This is a genomic window from Acinetobacter sp. TUM15071, from assembly GCF_008980925.1.
GTDB classification, from domain to species: domain Bacteria; phylum Pseudomonadota; class Gammaproteobacteria; order Pseudomonadales; family Moraxellaceae; genus Acinetobacter; species Acinetobacter dispersus.
The window spans coordinates 21632-35910 of sequence record NZ_BKGB01000022.1; the positions used below are offsets into that span (position 1 = coordinate 21632).

Annotated in this window: 15 protein-coding genes; 1 reads left to right on the forward strand and 14 read right to left on the reverse strand. The window is 44.3% G+C overall.

All coding sequences use genetic code 11. The features are described from left to right. The first annotated feature begins 10 nt into the window (after positions 1 to 10). A complete protein-coding gene (secF, locus tag GBI66_RS17060) occupies positions 11 to 979 on the forward strand; it encodes a protein translocase subunit SecF (protein WP_005193137.1) in 969 nt (322 codons plus the stop codon). Positions 980 to 1061: 82 nt separating this feature from the next. Here the strand turns inward: secF and GBI66_RS17065 are convergent, their stop codons facing one another. The 14 genes from GBI66_RS17065 to GBI66_RS17130 are packed head-to-tail and all read right to left on the reverse strand — an operon-like array spanning position 1062 to position 14276. Continuing rightward, a complete protein-coding gene (locus GBI66_RS17065; protein WP_151716914.1) occupies positions 1062 to 1715 on the reverse strand; it encodes a 4'-phosphopantetheinyl transferase superfamily protein in 654 nt (217 codons plus the stop codon). A 25-nt stretch (positions 1716 to 1740) separates the two neighbouring features. Then, positions 1741 to 2175 (reverse strand): excinuclease, encoded by a 435-nt coding sequence (locus GBI66_RS17070; RefSeq protein WP_123773739.1) that lies wholly within the window; start codon positions 2173 to 2175, stop codon positions 1741 to 1743. A gap of 14 nt (positions 2176 to 2189) precedes the next feature. Then, on the reverse strand, positions 2190 to 3413 hold the full coding sequence (locus GBI66_RS17075; RefSeq protein WP_151716915.1) for a beta-ketoacyl-ACP synthase: 1224 nt from the start codon (positions 3411 to 3413) through the stop codon (positions 2190 to 2192). Beyond that, on the reverse strand, positions 3413 to 4138 hold the full coding sequence (locus GBI66_RS17080) for a 3-ketoacyl-ACP reductase FabG2 (RefSeq protein ID WP_151716916.1): 726 nt from the start codon (positions 4136 to 4138) through the stop codon (positions 3413 to 3415). Before GBI66_RS17080 ends, GBI66_RS17075 begins: the two co-directional genes overlap by 1 nt. A gap of 14 nt (positions 4139 to 4152) precedes the next feature. Next, on the reverse strand, positions 4153 to 4584 hold the full coding sequence (locus GBI66_RS17085; RefSeq protein ID WP_151716917.1) for a 3-hydroxylacyl-ACP dehydratase: 432 nt from the start codon (positions 4582 to 4584) through the stop codon (positions 4153 to 4155). Further along, positions 4585 to 5778, reverse strand: coding sequence for a beta-ketoacyl-[acyl-carrier-protein] synthase family protein (locus GBI66_RS17090; RefSeq protein ID WP_151716918.1), 1194 nt, complete (start codon positions 5776 to 5778; stop codon positions 4585 to 4587). It abuts the gene before it with no gap. Beyond that, positions 5775 to 6329 carry a DUF3261 domain-containing protein gene (locus tag GBI66_RS17095; RefSeq protein WP_151716919.1) on the reverse strand — a complete coding sequence of 185 codons (555 nt, stop codon included), beginning with the start codon at positions 6327 to 6329 and terminating at the stop codon, positions 5775 to 5777. The genes GBI66_RS17090 and GBI66_RS17095 overlap by 4 nt, the downstream gene beginning before the upstream one ends. 1 nt (position 6330) lies before the next feature. Continuing rightward, positions 6331 to 7620, reverse strand: a complete 1290-nt coding sequence (locus GBI66_RS17100) for an NAD(P)/FAD-dependent oxidoreductase (RefSeq protein ID WP_151716940.1) — start codon at positions 7618 to 7620, stop codon at positions 6331 to 6333. A 25-nt stretch (positions 7621 to 7645) separates the two neighbouring features. Continuing rightward, positions 7646 to 9958 carry an MMPL family transporter gene (locus GBI66_RS17105; RefSeq protein WP_151716920.1) on the reverse strand — a complete coding sequence of 771 codons (2313 nt, stop codon included), beginning with the start codon at positions 9956 to 9958 and terminating at the stop codon, positions 7646 to 7648. Next, the gene (locus GBI66_RS17110) at positions 9933 to 10604 is read right to left on the reverse strand and encodes an outer membrane lipoprotein carrier protein LolA (RefSeq protein ID WP_151716921.1); all 672 of its coding nucleotides are present in this window, start codon (positions 10602 to 10604) and stop codon (positions 9933 to 9935) included. Before GBI66_RS17110 ends, GBI66_RS17105 begins: the two co-directional genes overlap by 26 nt. Further along, on the reverse strand, positions 10597 to 11025 hold the full coding sequence (locus tag GBI66_RS17115) for a thioesterase family protein (protein ID WP_004775601.1): 429 nt from the start codon (positions 11023 to 11025) through the stop codon (positions 10597 to 10599). Before GBI66_RS17115 ends, GBI66_RS17110 begins: the two co-directional genes overlap by 8 nt. Positions 11026 to 11034: 9 nt before the next feature. Beyond that, the gene (hutH, locus tag GBI66_RS17120; protein WP_151716922.1) at positions 11035 to 12600 is read right to left on the reverse strand and encodes a histidine ammonia-lyase; all 1566 of its coding nucleotides are present in this window, start codon (positions 12598 to 12600) and stop codon (positions 11035 to 11037) included. A 1-nt stretch (position 12601) separates the two neighbouring features. Further along, positions 12602 to 13531: an acyltransferase gene (locus GBI66_RS17125; protein WP_151716923.1), complete on the reverse strand. Its 930-nt coding sequence runs from the start codon at positions 13529 to 13531 to the stop codon at positions 12602 to 12604. Between the two features lie 4 nt (positions 13532 to 13535). Next, on the reverse strand, positions 13536 to 14276 hold the full coding sequence (locus tag GBI66_RS17130; RefSeq protein ID WP_151716924.1) for a glycosyltransferase family 2 protein: 741 nt from the start codon (positions 14274 to 14276) through the stop codon (positions 13536 to 13538). Between the last annotated feature and the right edge of the window lie 3 nt (positions 14277 to 14279).

Consider the following 14279-nt stretch of genomic DNA (forward strand, 5'->3'; position numbering starts at 1 on the left):
GGAGATTCACATGACTGATCTGACTCAACAAGACTCAAAGCAATACGGTCGCCCAGATGATCTAAAAATCATCCCGTTTATGAAGATTGCCACACCTGCGGCCATCTTCTCGATCCTGATTACCATTGCCAGTATCTTTTTTATCGTAACCAAAGGTCTGAATCTCGGTTTAGACTTTACTGGCGGTATTTCAGCTGAATTGAACTATAAGCAAGGGGTTCAACCTGCTCAAGTGGTTCAAGCACTGGATCGTGCAGGCTTTAAAGATGCTGTGGTGCAAACTTTAGGAAGTAGTACTGACCTCATCGTACGTATGCCAGTACAAGAAGACCTGAATGTTGAAGATCTTAGCAATAGCATCACTAAAGCGGTTCAATTACCAAATAACACAGTAGAAGTTCACAAAGTGGACTCTGTTGGTGGTGCGGTTGGTAATGAGCTCTATGTACGCTCTGCGGGTGCCGTTGCACTGGCATTGATCTTAATGCTGATCTACGTCACCGTGCGCTTTGAGTTTAAAATGGCTGTCGGTGCTGTAATGTCATTATTCCATGACATTATCATCATTTTTGGTGCATTTGCATTGTTCCAATGGCCATTCGACTTAACAGTTTTAGCTGCAGTACTTGCTGTGATTGGTTTCTCCCTCAACGATAACATCGTTGTATCGGATCGTATCCGTGAGAACTTCCGCAAGATTCGTGGTGCAAGCCCTCGTGAAATCGTAGATATTGCGCTGACAGAAACCTTACGTCGTACCATTCACACCTCTATGACCTTATTACTTGTGGTCCTTGCCATGATGTTCTTAGGCGGTGATGGCTTACACTGGTTCTCTATGGCAATGTTTGTCGGTATCTTTGTTGGTACCTACTCATCGATCTATATCGGTACAGCATTCGCGTTATGGCGTGGTTTAAACCGTCAGGACTTTATTGTTCAAGTTAAACCTGAATTTGAAGAAGAAGAGATTCCTTAAATCCCTCTCCTCTTTGATTCAAACAAAATGCCAGCAATTGCTGGCATTTTTTATCGCGTAAAATCTGCAATACCTGTCGGCCTTAATGCTGAACAATCTGAATTTTTGGAAACTGAAAACCTCGGCAAGACTGCTCTGCCCGCCATGCGATAGTCACCACGATTTTCTGCTTCAGGATAAAGTTCTGATACGCAAAAGTTCCAATCAATGGATGTGAACACATGCCGCCCTGATTTGAGGGATGAACCTGCGTATTCAAGCTATTCAGATCCAGACGAATCCCTAAACCTGAGGCTTTTAAAATCGCTTCTTTGGTGGTCCAGACTTTAAACCAATATTCCAGATCCTGATCTTGCTGTTGCCAAATCTGGTATTCCTCGGGATGAAATGCATGCTGCGCCAAAGCATCGTAACGAACTTTTCGATCTAGCTCCTCAACATCAATACCGATATCTTGAACACGCTTACTCATTGCCAACGCATAATATTGCTGACTATGCGAATGATTAAAATGTAAGGAATGAGAGCTTAAAAAAGGTTTGCCATGCTCATGTTTGGCAAAAATCAATTTATCTATACAGCAATCCAGTTGATGGGAAAGCAACTGATTACGTCGGGCCTGAATCTGCTGTTTTTTATAATGATTAAAGCTTCTTAAATCAGAAAAATCTGTTTTATTCTTTTCAAGCAGTTGAGCCAATGCCTGAACATGGATTTCAATTTCACGTGTCGTCATTGGCTTAACCTGATCTTATCTATGCTTAAAATTTAACAAGATCGCCTTTGAGCGCAACACTCGCTACTGCCATGCCTTTATAGCATTGATAGGTGCTTGAGCTTTGTGCTTCATTCTTTTTAAAATAGCTCACAATATTCGTCACAGCATTGGCGCCACGTGCTTTCGCAGCTTTGTCTAACTGTATCAATGCAGAACGAAGTACCCAGTCACATGACTTTTCAGCCGACTTGCCAAAACCATTGGTCTTCTGATTGGTCACGATATCTTGTTCTAACACCTTGCCACCTGCTTTATTTCCTTTCAGGTAGAACTTTACGCTCCCGTCTAAAGTACCATCAGCAACCGCACGATCCACAGCAGCTTTAAAATCAAAATTATGTACAGTATCGGCAGCTTGAACAGATGCAGCAAAGCCTGTGCTTAAAATTGTTGCTAGAAATAATTGTTTCATTGACATTATTATGCCCCTCGTTATGTTACACGTTTAAAAATCAGTGACGTATTAATACCGCCAAAAGCAAAGTTATTGCTCATCATTATATTGATATCACTCGTTCTTACCTGTTGAGTAATATAATCCAGATCACCGCATTGTGGATCAATTTCATCCAGATTCAGGGTTGGAATCAATTGTCCGCGCTGCATCATTTCAATTCCTAACCATGCCTCGATTGCACCACAAGCACCTAAAGTATGTCCAAAATAGCTTTTTAAGGAACTGATTGGTTTACGTCCCAATATTCGTGCAGTGGCCTGACTTTCTGCAATATCACCCTGATCGGTAGACGTTCCATGTGCATTAACATAATCAATCTGGCTGGCATCCAGCTTGGCATCTTTAAGTGCCATTTGCATGCATTGTCCCATTCTTTCGGTATCTGGTCTGGTGACATGCTGTCCATCCGTATTGCTTGCATAGCCAATAATTTCAGCATAGATCGTGGCGCCACGCTGCTTGGCATGTTCATATTCTTCAAGAATCAGGCTACCCGCACCTTCCCCAATCACTAAGCCATCACGTTGTATATCAAATGGACGAGGTGATTTTTCAGGATGATCATTCATTCCACTGGTGGCCAATAACACATCAAAGACGGCTGCCCCTGCGGCACTCAGTTCCTCTGCGCCGCCTGCAATCATGACAGTCTGTTTGCCATATTTAATCGCTTCATAAGCCTGACCAATGGCCATTGAACCTGAGGTACATGCGCTTGAAGTCGGTAAGGTTAATCCTTTTAAACCGAAGTAGACCGTCATATTCACGGCGCTGGTATGGGACATCATCCGGATATAAGTGGTGGCATTGATCTTACTCATATCCTGATCAATCAACATATTACCAAACTCGCGAACGGCATCGACGCTACCTGCCGAAGAACCGAAAGCCACCCCAGCATCACCACTTTTCAGGATCTCGTGATCAATAAGTCCCGCATCCTGCAATGCATTTTCCGCACTGATCACGGACATAAGCGCAACCCGTCCCATACCACGCGTGACCTTGCGGTTAAAATGCTTGGCAACCTGAAAGCTACTAACAGGTCCCGCCAGCTTGGTTCTTAAATCTGGATATTGCTCCCACTCAGGCATATAGCAAATGCCACTTTTACCTGCATGGAATTGCGCAAAAATTTCATCCGCAGTTTCGCCTAATGAGGTAATACCTGCCATGCCTGTCACCACAACACGCTTCATCAGATCAGTCCTCCATTGACCGAAATCACCTGACGGGTAATATACGATGCCTCATCTGAACACAAGAATTTCACCACACCAGCAACTTCATCGACCTGTCCCATGCGTTGCATTGGAATCATTTTTAAGGCGTGCTCTTTAACTTCCTCAGTGACCATTTCGGTTTCAATCAGGCCTGGTGCAACACAATTCACCGTAATTTTGCGCTTGGCTAATTCCAGAGCCAATGCTTTAGTCGCGCCGATGAGCCCTGCTTTTGCTGCACTATAATTCACTTGTCCACGATTGCCCATAATCCCAGATACCGAAGACAGCGTGACAATACGCCCACCTTTACGCAAATGGATCATCGGCATAATCAAAGGCTTAAGCACATTATAAAACCCATCTAACGAGGTCGAAATTACTTCATCCCAGTCCTGATCGGTTAAAGCTGGAAATGCACCATCATGGGTAAGACCTGCATTCAGCACCACACCATAGAAAGCCCCATGCTGCTCAACATCTTGTTCTAATAGGCTTTTAACCAGTTCCCGTTCATTGACGTCAAATAATAAATAATGGCTGTTTTGCCCAAGCTTTTGAATCTGTTCAACCACTTGAGCTGCCTCAGCCTCACGTGAACGAGCATGAATGGTCACATCAAAGCCCGCCTGAGCCAATTGCAATGCGATTGCTTTACCAATGCCACGACTTGAACCCGTGACTAATATTCTTCTACTCATTGTTGTTCCTAAAACTATAATGCCAATGTCGATTGATCAGTCGGTTCATAAACACTGAGTAAGGCACTGATCACCTGCTCAGCCCCATCAATCTCGCAAGAAAACTGCCCCAGACCTTCATGCAGATATTGCTGCTCGACCCGAATCCTCAAGGTCTGTCCAAGCGCAAAATACGCAAAGGGTAACTGCAGCTTGCGTGTCCCCAACAAAAAACCCAGTTTCGGTGCTTGCTGTAGTTGTTGCCCCATCCAACCTGAATAGGCACTAATAGTTTGCGCCATAATTTCAATACTTGCCCAAGTCGGCAAACCCTCTGCCTCACAGAACATTAATTCAGGACGAATGGTCAATTCGGCAATGGCATAACCGTCTTTGACTTCTAGCAAATGATCAATAAAGACCATAGGTTGTTCATGTGGAATATATTCACTCGCATCTAATTTCATTTAGTGCTGTACTCCAAATAACAAACTGATATTGCTGCCACCAAAGGCAAAAGAATTACTCAACACATAGCGAATGTTCTCTGTCTGCCGAGCATCTGTTACATAGTTTTGATCCACAAGCTCAGGATCAATCTCAACCAGTTGATGTAAGGGTAAGCCGCTTTGATCTTTTAATAGCTGGGTACAAATAAAAGCCTCTATCGCGCCTGCCGCTCCCAAACAATGTCCGGTTTTATGCTTGGTACTACTTAAGGGCACATTCAAGCCTTGGAAAACTTGTCGAACAGCTTTGATTTCCATCGCATCATTTTGCGGTGTGGCAGTTCCATGCAAATTGATATACCCTACCTCTTGCGCTGTTATCGCTGCACTGTCCAAGGCGCGCTGCATCGCGATCGCTGCACCCAAACCTTCAGGGTGCGGCGCAGAAATATGCCATGCATCCATCGATTCACCCACACCATATAACATGATTGGTGCAGAAGCTTTGGTCAGCAAAAATAAAGCTGCGGCTTCGCCAATATTAATGCCATCACGATTGACACCGCAGGGTTGGCAAATATCTGCTGATAAACTTTCCAAACTATTAAAACCATTTAAGGTCAGTTGGCATAAGGTATCGACGCCGCCAACCAATACGGCATCAGCCAAACCAGCCTGAATTAAACGTTGTCCTGCGGCAAAGGCTTTGGCACTAGAAGAACAGGCCGTCGAAATGGTATAAGCCGCCCCTCGCCAACCGAGATAGCCTTGTAAAGCTTTGGCTAGGCAGCCCATTTCCTGCGGTTGATGCAAAATTTCAATAGTGTCATTTCCATCAAAATATTGTTTCAGTAAAAGCTCACTGTCGGATATTCCCGAAGTCGAGGTCCCCATCACAATACTTAAACGGGTTAGATCAATATGGGCGATCTGCTGTTGAAGTTCAGTCTCAATTTTTTGCAGCGCAGTCAAGGCAAAACGTAGATTCCGCGAATCAAATGTCTTTAAAGATTCTGGTACTGTTTCAATTAAGGCATCTGCATAACGCCCTACCCAAACAGCACGATCGGCTAAAAATCCTGCTTCCAGTATCAAGGTATTGTCAGGAGTCGTTAAACGTTCATGAATGTGCTGAAGATTCTGACCTAATGCGGACAGCCCAACACTTACAGGAATACCAACTGCTTGCAATTGAGATAAAGATTGACTCATGGCTGCACTCCTTGCTCAGATTGATCGCCATTCAAGGTATTTTCAATCGGACTCAAGGTCATGCGGTACGGTACCTGCAGATTATCAAGCTCAATGCCCTTGTCTTGAGTTTGAATTGCTAGTACAGCCTTTTCAGCAATAAAAACTTGCTGCTGCGTTGCCGATTGTTGTACCCGAACAGACTGTTGTCCTAACTGAGCAAACTGAGGATAGGTTGCGAATAACAGATCTCGAACCACAAACTCAAAAGGCAGTAGACGCATCTGATCAATGCGTTGCTGTACCTTGACCTGCTGCCCATCAAACTGTAATTGGAACAAAGGCTGTCCAGTTAAACCCAAAGCAAGCAGACTGAGTTGCTGACCTTGCTGCTGTTGATACAGTAAGAAGCTAAAGCTTTTATCCTTCCACTGCACTTCAACTTGATCTTGCCGTTGATATTGCTGTGCTGGCCAATGACTGCTTTTTAGCCCCTGTGCATGGGGCGTCAGTTGACAGCCACTCAACAGCAACATGCTACAGCATAATATGCTGATCCAGATCCGTTGCATATTAAACCTCTAAGGCCTTCTCTTGCGCGACGCCTTCACGACAATACTCGGCCAAGGTGCTTAAACGGCGTTTGGCATTTTTATGAATCGGATTTTGATCATCCCATGCATAACCTGCCAGTAATGATGAAACCATACGACGAATGTTGTCATTTTGATTACTCGCGAACACCACATCCTGAAACTCACCTTCGTACCAAGACTCTACATAAGCACGAAACACTTTAATCCCTTTACGCAGCGGTAATTCGTACTCCTGCATCCAATCCACCTGTTCACCTTGCAACACTCGATCAACTAAAGGAATTGCCAGACTGGAAGATTTCAAGGCAATGGTCACTCCCGATGAAAATACAGGATCGAGAAACTCGCCTGCATTGCCGAGCAAGGCATAATTCCGACCTGCCAAATGTTTGACGTTTGCCGAATAACCAACCAAGGTACGTACAGGCGTATCAAATTTCGCCTGTGCTAAGACCTCAGATAACGCAGCATCATCATCTAGAATCCGTTTCAATAACACATCTGGTTCATTCTGAGCGGCATCTTCAACCTGATAATGATCAAAGAAATCCTGCTCTGCCACCACACCAAAGGAAGCACGACCATCGGCAAAAGGAATCAGCCAATACCAAGCACGACGGTCTTTTTCATGCACGGTAATTAAAATTTTGTCACGGTCAAAATCAGCACGATCGCCAATCCCATCTTCAATATGGGTAAACAAGGCACGACGCACTGGGAAATTGGATGGGCTTTCTAAATCTAGAAACTTCGGTAAGATACGGCCAAAACCACTGGCATCCAATAAAAACTTGGCTTGAATCTGATAGCGTTGCTGTGCCTCATCTAGCACGGTTAAAACAGGGTGTTCCACCTCGACATCGATCGCAACAACTTCATGTCCAAAACGAATATCCGCACCATAGTGCTGTGCTTGTTGAGCCAGTAAGTGATCGAAATCAGCTCGGCGAACTTGCCAAGTGGTGCCAGGCCCTTCGCTAAATTTTTCAGTGAAATCATAATGGCTACGTTTTTCACCACACAAAAATGCCGCACCATTTTTAAACTGAAAGGCGCGGGATTGAACATGCTCACGTACGGTTTCTAATAAGCCTGCTTCTTCCAAAAACACCATGCACTGCGGTAATAAAGATTCACCAATTGAAAAGCGTGGAAAATATTGTTTTTCAATCACCGTGACCGCATAACCTTTTTGACGAAGCAAGGCTGCGGCTGAACCGCCAGAAGGTCCAGCACCAATAATTACCACATCGGCTGTTTGTATCATCATTGCCCCCAAAAAATTAAAATTTTTAATGCTCTTCTAAATTCACAATATGGTGCTGATCAGCTGGTGTAAGCAAAGTTGCATAAACAAATGAAAAGATCACACCCAATAAAACGGTTAGACCGAAGCAATGAATCGCATAAGTATGACTCAATGATAAGAGTCCAAAGCCCAATAAGGTCGACATCATACACAAAAACAGCGCCATGCCAACCACCTGTGGATGGTCATGTCCATGCCGATAGAAAATCGCATAATCCACACCAATCCCAATGATCAAGAAGGTTCCCATAATACTGAACAAGTTAATTTCCACACCCAACCATGCCTGTACCGCAAAGGTACTGATCAGCGCCAAAGTCACAGGCAAAACCAGCGGCATAATCGAACGCCTGCCATAGACCAAGCCCAAACCCAGCGCCAATCCCAATAAGGCATAGATCAATAAATGCTGCGCTTGCTGACGATGCTGTGCAAACGCACTAGACAGTGTGCTGACGGGTTGTTGGAAATCAATCTGTGCGGATTCCAATTGCTTTAATCGCTGCGCCTGCTTCACCCCACGAACCATAACCAGACGCTCGGTAGGACTGAGCTGTAAAAATGCCAAGGGATGTTGTTGAAACACCTGTGCTGTGAGTAAAGGTTGCTGCTGCAATTGTTGTTGCCATTGCAGTAGATCCGCAAAATTTAAACCCATGCTTTCCGCATACTTTTTCAATGCGGTTGCAGGAATCTGCTGAAGTAGTTGCACATTTTGTTGCTGCTGGGCCAAAGGCGGAATCCATTGTCCCAAAGCTTGAAAACCGTCAATCTGCCCCTGAGTTTGCAATTGCTGCAATTGATCAATCAATTGTGCTTCCTGCTGCTCAAGCTCAGCACTAGAATGTGCACGCACAACAAAATAATCACTGCTTTGCTGCTGGGCAAACAAGGAACGAATATATTGATCTTCCTGTTTCAGCTTGGCATCCATACTTTGCAAGTTTCGAATATCATCATTGGATTGCAAAGCAAATAGGCTGCCTCCTCCGATCAGCAAAATACTCAAAATAAAGCCATAGCGTAGTTTTTGATGTTGCTGAAACCATTGTCTGGCCATTCCAATCCAAGCTAAGCGTCGAATTGCTGCTTGTGCATTCAGCGGAGCTAAGCGCGGTAGGAGCAACACACTGGTGATCCAGGCTGCGACCAAACCAACAATTGAAAACACCGCAATTTGCCTAAAGGCCGGAAACGGCGTAAAGCTCAGAAAGATATAGGCCACCACCGTTGTCATTAAACCCATAAACAAGCTGGGTAACAAAGGGGTTAGAATTTTAAAGCCATCCAGTTGACGGTGCTGCGATTGCATCGCCATAAAATAGAAAGAAAAATCGACGCAGACCCCGATGAGACTGGCCCCAAACACCAGCGTCATCAAGTGAATTTCCCCAAACACCAGATGGGTCACTGCAAATGCCAACAAGCTCCCTGTTGATACAGCGATAAATTCAGTGATGAGTGGCCTGAATGAACGAAAGCCAAACCAGACCAAGAGGATTAAACCCAATGTCGAACCGAGGCCAATAGTTGAAATTTCCTGCTTGGCCGACTGGGTTCCATAATTAGAAAATAAAATGGTCCCCGTCCAATGCGATTGAACCTGCAACCTACTCAGCTCGGGCTGTAGCTGTTCAATCCAAGCGCTGACCTGTTCCTGATAATCAATGTTATAAGGACTCTGTTTTAATTGCAGAACCAATAAGCGTGAGGTCTTTTGCTCATCATGAATGGTTGCAAAACCATCTTCCAGCTCGATTTGACTTCCCGCCTGACCTACCACATTTAGCATATAACGTGGAAATAACAGCAATGGATCCTGCTGTAATGAGGTCGCGGTAATCGGCATGCCGACACTCATGAGTTGCATCAAGCTTTGCTCAGTCAGTGCTTCATAATCCTGTTGCTGTAAGAACTGCCGATCTTGCTGGCTCAGTAAGCCTACCCGATGCTGATACAACTGTTTGGAAAATTGTTCTAAATCGAGTTGTGGCTTCAGCGGCTGCCACAGATCACTCTGTTGCAGTTTCTGCTGGAACAGTTGAGTCGCTTGCGCTAAGGCCTGTTGATCGGAACTTTCTAAAACGACAAAAACTTTCTCATTCAGTTGATCGCTTATATATTTCTGAGTTTGCGTGAGTTCAGGATTTTGCTGTGTTTCAGGCAACAAAGCAAAAATATTGGTCTGGATATGAATATCCTTTTTCAACCATGCGACTGCAAGCGCAAGTCCAACAATGGTTAAAAGAACTAACCAGATGGCAGTAAATTTATTTTGCCAATTGGAAAAGCGCATCTTCAGCAGCCGTCAGTTGATTCTGTTGAGTCATTTGATTACGGAATAAAATCGTGGTGCTGTTATTGGCCTGTTCCTGAATCACAATTTTATTTACATATTGCTGTCCTTGTGCATCTATTCGCACAAACAGCTTTTTAAATAGTGAAGATTTAGGCGTTAACGCAATATTCCAGCCTGTTGGTCGATAATCCGCTGAAACGACATTAAAATTCTTCGCCAGTGCCTTTTCATCACCAGACATCAACTGTAAAAATAAAGTTGCAACAGAACTATAAGGTGACTGATCAATCTGAATCTGGCTATAGGTTCTCTGTGTTTTCTGGACGAGTTTCTTTTGCGTAACGATCAGATCTGCCTGAACAGGACGCTTAATTTGCCACAGCACGCCATTAGATTTAGCAAAGGTCAAGGCACCATTAGAAGTAAAGGTTTTATTCAAACTGGCAAGTTTCTTTTGCTGTTCAAAATCAGCGCGTACAATGTCACTTTTAGACAGCTGCTTAAAAATTGAAGATACCTGTTCGGTATTGGCAGAAGCAGCCACACTGAAACCGAGCAATAAACTCCAAACAACACTGTGCAGTGCTAACCAGTGACGTTTTTGCAGCAGGCGCTGTAAGACGTTCGAGAGCAGATTAATCATGATGATGCTCCTTAAATGCATCCCAAGCATTCAAACAGTCCAGTAAAACTTGCGGGGACTGGAAACACATTTCACGATTGGCAATGTTCACCGCAACTTGTGTGGTATAGCCCTTGGTTAAACGGCGTCCAGTTTCTGCATCCAGAATCAAATACTCGATTTTTAAACGATTTTCCCATTCTTTCAAAATGGCACGGACTTTGATTTTCTGCTCAAACTCAATGCCTTGTACATAACGTACATGACTTTCAATCACGGGCCATGCGTAGCCTGATGCTCTCATCTGGTTGTAGTTATAATTAAACTGTTCCAGCAACTTACAACGGGCGATTTCAAAATACTTTAAATAATGTCCATGCCAGACCACATTCATGGTATCGACATCATGAAACGGAATTTCAATGATTACATCTGCCTGCATTGTGCGCTCCTAGACCTGTTGCTGGAATTGATTAAACAATTCAAAGTTGTCGAAACGATCGATTATCTGTTGTAGTTCAGTTTGTAAAGGACGATCTTCTTGCAGTAGTGCAAAACTTTGTAAGGTCCACTCAACAAAAGCTTTTAAAGGCGGGCTTAATTGAGATTCAACACCTTTCAAATGTACAGCCTGCACACTGGCACAACATAATGCCGCCAGAACCTGCTGAGTCAAGGTAATCACACGAGTTGCATCCCGTGCTGCAATGGTGCCCATACTCACTTTGTCCTGATTATGACATTCAGTAGAACGAGAAAAAATAGACGCTGCTAAAGTATGCTTCAATGCTTCGGCAGTCCAGGCTGACACCCCGATTTGTACGGCTTTAAAACCATGATTTAGTGGTAAGCGGTCTGCACCAGAGCCTGTCAGATTACGCGGCAATCCATGATTCATTTTATGATCAACCAGTTGTGCAATTTGGCGATCCATCAGATCCGCAATATTGGCAATCATGATCTTTAAACTGTCCATGGCCTGTGCAATATGCCCGCCATAGAAATGACCACCATGCAGCACCCGTAAGTTCACAGGATCGATCAATGGGTTATCATTGCTGGAATTTAATTCATTTTCAATAAACTGGCGCAACCATGTTTTTGAATCTTCAAACACCCCAATAATATGTGGTGCACAACGTAAGGAATAACGATCCTGCAAACGTGGACTTTGATGTGCTGTTTGTACTTCACTATTCAGCCATTCACGTAGTTGCTGTGCAATCAGCTGCTGCCCCTGATGCGGTTTTTGTGCAAATAGAACTTCATCAAAATGACTTGGATTCCCTTCAAGTGCCAGTACATTTAAGGCCGTAATCAAGGTACTTGCCAATGCTACCTGCTCTGCTTTTTTATAGTTTAAGCAGGCAATCGCCGTCATCACAGCGGTACCATTCATCAGTGCCAATCCTTCTTTCGGGCGCAAGATGAGCGGCTGAATTCCTTTCTCGGCATAGACTTGGGCGATCGGCACAACCTTACCTTGCGCATAGACATCCCGCTCGCCGACCAAAGCACCAGCAATATAAGATAAAGGGGTCAAATCGCCACTTGCGCCGACAGAACCTTCAGATGGAATCACAGGAATGATATTTTCATTGAGCATCCAGACCAGACGCTCCAGCAATACCAAAGAGACACCTGAATAACCACGCGCCAATGAGCAAAGACGTGTGATCACAACCGCACGGGCAGTGATCAGGTCCAGATTTTCACCCAAACCACAGCCATGAAAACGAGACAAATGCAAAGGCAGTTCATTAACTTGATGCATGGGAATTTCAACCAGACAGGAATCGCCATAACCCGTGGTCACGCCATAAATCACACCTTCATCCAGCAACAGCTGATCTAAAAAGTCAGCCCCGCGCTGAATCAATTCACGCCAAGCCGTTGACGTAGGTAAAGCCACTTGCACCTGTTGTCGGGCAACGGCCACCACATCTTCGATACTCAGAGCTTGTTCCCCTACAATCAGAACAGGCTTGGCCCTTGCTTCAATTTGACTTGCATTCACGTTATTTTGTCCAAAACTGATAAAAATTAAACCATTGATACGGTGCACGTAAGCAATGCTGTTCTAATACGCTGACATAGGATTGTGTGATGAGTTGCATGCTGCTTAAACGGGTTTTACGCGGTAAATCGACCTGTTCAGCAATCAAATGAATATGCACCTGAAAGTTTTGCTGGGCACGATAACAAAACACAGCCAGCACAGGCACTTTGAGTAAATTTGCCAGAATCCATGCACCTTGAGGTAGAGCCGCTTCTCGACCTAAAAACTGTACGTTTTGCACACGATCTGATTGTACAGGGACACGATCTGCGGCCACGATCACCCACTCACCTTGCTGCATTTTTTCCTGCAACAATATGGCAGTTTCAATTCCCAGCTCATCAACAGAAATTAAATTCACATCGGCTTTATCATTAATTTTTTTTAAAAACTGGTTAAATTGAGACGCGTGTTTTTGATAGACCAGCACGTTAATTTTTTGTGGATGTTCAGACTTTATCGCACGCAACAATTCAATATTGCCAAAATGCGACACCACAATAATCGTACCTTTCTGATAATGCTGCTGAAAATGCTCATGCCCGAATAGCTGTAATTTTTGTTCAGGAATATGACCTAACCAGCCTTCAATTTTATCTAAAATGCATTCGCCGAATTGCATAAAATGCGTATAGCTGTTGGTCCAGTTCGGCATCGCTTCAAATGGTGATTGTGTGCCTGCAAACTGGTGCAAACGTTGTAAATATTGCAGCGATGCCTTGCGCGCAGTCACGGCAAAGAGCCAATACCACATGATAATAAAGTACAGCACGACACGGCATAACCAGCGCCCGCCACAACGATAAAAACCAAGCATGAGCATCAAGGGTAAAAGCCCGCCACGCTCTTTAATATCGTGCCAACTGCGATCTGTTCTGTGCTGTACCATAAAATTAGTCAGCCTTGATCTTATGCCAGACTAATTTAGGCAACCGAATCAGCATGCCAGCAAATAGCCTTGCATGGGCTTTGCTTAAACCGAGATTATCTCGCCACACATTAAAATGAGAAATGCCATGTTCAGGATAAATCACCTTGGTCGGTACATTTACAAACTGGATATTTTCCCACTTTAACCGTACCAAAATCTCACTATCAAAGCCCATTCGCGGCTGGAATCGGGCTGTGTTCAGAATCGGTATTGTTTGCGCCAATGGATAGATGCGGAAACCGCACATACTGTCTTTAATCTCAAAAGACAGGCTATTCAGCCAGACCCAGAAGTGTGTGACATAACGACCATAGAGGCGCTTTTTAGGTACAGAAGCATCAAAAACAGGTTGCCCAATTACCATCGCCTGTGGATGCTGTTGCGATAACGCAATAAATTTCGCCACATCGTCCCAACAATGCTGACCATCTGCATCGATCTGCAATACATGGCTCATGCCCAGTTGTGCTGCATGTTGCAGGCCCGTGATCACGGCTTGGCCTTTACCTAAATTTTCTGGATGCTCAACCAAATCGATCAAAGCATTGTGTTGTGCCAGTTGATGCAGAATCGCTGTACAGGCAGCATCACTGCCATCATTAACCAAGATGATCGAATACTGGAACTGGGATAAATGCTGCACCAGATCAGCCAGATAATGCGGATGATTATAAACAGGAATCACAATGCTATATGTCAACATAAC

Bases quoted from the DNA above. Each gene is read 5' to 3' on its own strand.
- GBI66_RS17085 (WP_151716917.1), bottom strand. From the start codon at position 4,584: ATGAAATTAGATGCGAGTGAATATATTCCACATGAACAACCTATGGTC.
- GBI66_RS17100 (WP_151716940.1), bottom strand. From the start codon at position 7,620: ATGATACAAACAGCCGATGTGGTAATTATTGGTGCTGGACCTTCTGGC.
- GBI66_RS17125 (WP_151716923.1), bottom strand. From the start codon at position 13,531: ATGGTACAGCACAGAACAGATCGCAGTTGGCACGATATTAAAGAGCGT.
- GBI66_RS17095 (WP_151716919.1), bottom strand. From the start codon at position 6,329: ATGCAACGGATCTGGATCAGCATATTATGCTGTAGCATGTTGCTGTTG.
- GBI66_RS17110 (WP_151716921.1), bottom strand. From the start codon at position 10,604: ATGATTAATCTGCTCTCGAACGTCTTACAGCGCCTGCTGCAAAAACGT.
- GBI66_RS17075 (WP_151716915.1), bottom strand. From the start codon at position 3,413: ATGAAGCGTGTTGTGGTGACAGGCATGGCAGGTATTACCTCATTAGGC.
- GBI66_RS17130 (WP_151716924.1), bottom strand. From the start codon at position 14,276: ATGTTGACATATAGCATTGTGATTCCTGTTTATAATCATCCGCATTAT.
- GBI66_RS17105 (WP_151716920.1), bottom strand. From the start codon at position 9,958: ATGCGCTTTTCCAATTGGCAAAATAAATTTACTGCCATCTGGTTAGTT.
- secF (WP_005193137.1), top strand. From the start codon at position 11: ATGACTGATCTGACTCAACAAGACTCAAAGCAATACGGTCGCCCAGAT.
- GBI66_RS17090 (WP_151716918.1), bottom strand. From the start codon at position 5,778: ATGAGTCAATCTTTATCTCAATTGCAAGCAGTTGGTATTCCTGTAAGT.
- GBI66_RS17070 (WP_123773739.1), bottom strand. From the start codon at position 2,175: ATGTCAATGAAACAATTATTTCTAGCAACAATTTTAAGCACAGGCTTT.
- GBI66_RS17080 (WP_151716916.1), bottom strand. From the start codon at position 4,138: ATGAGTAGAAGAATATTAGTCACGGGTTCAAGTCGTGGCATTGGTAAA.
- GBI66_RS17115 (WP_004775601.1), bottom strand. From the start codon at position 11,025: ATGCAGGCAGATGTAATCATTGAAATTCCGTTTCATGATGTCGATACC.
- GBI66_RS17065 (WP_151716914.1), bottom strand. From the start codon at position 1,715: ATGACGACACGTGAAATTGAAATCCATGTTCAGGCATTGGCTCAACTG.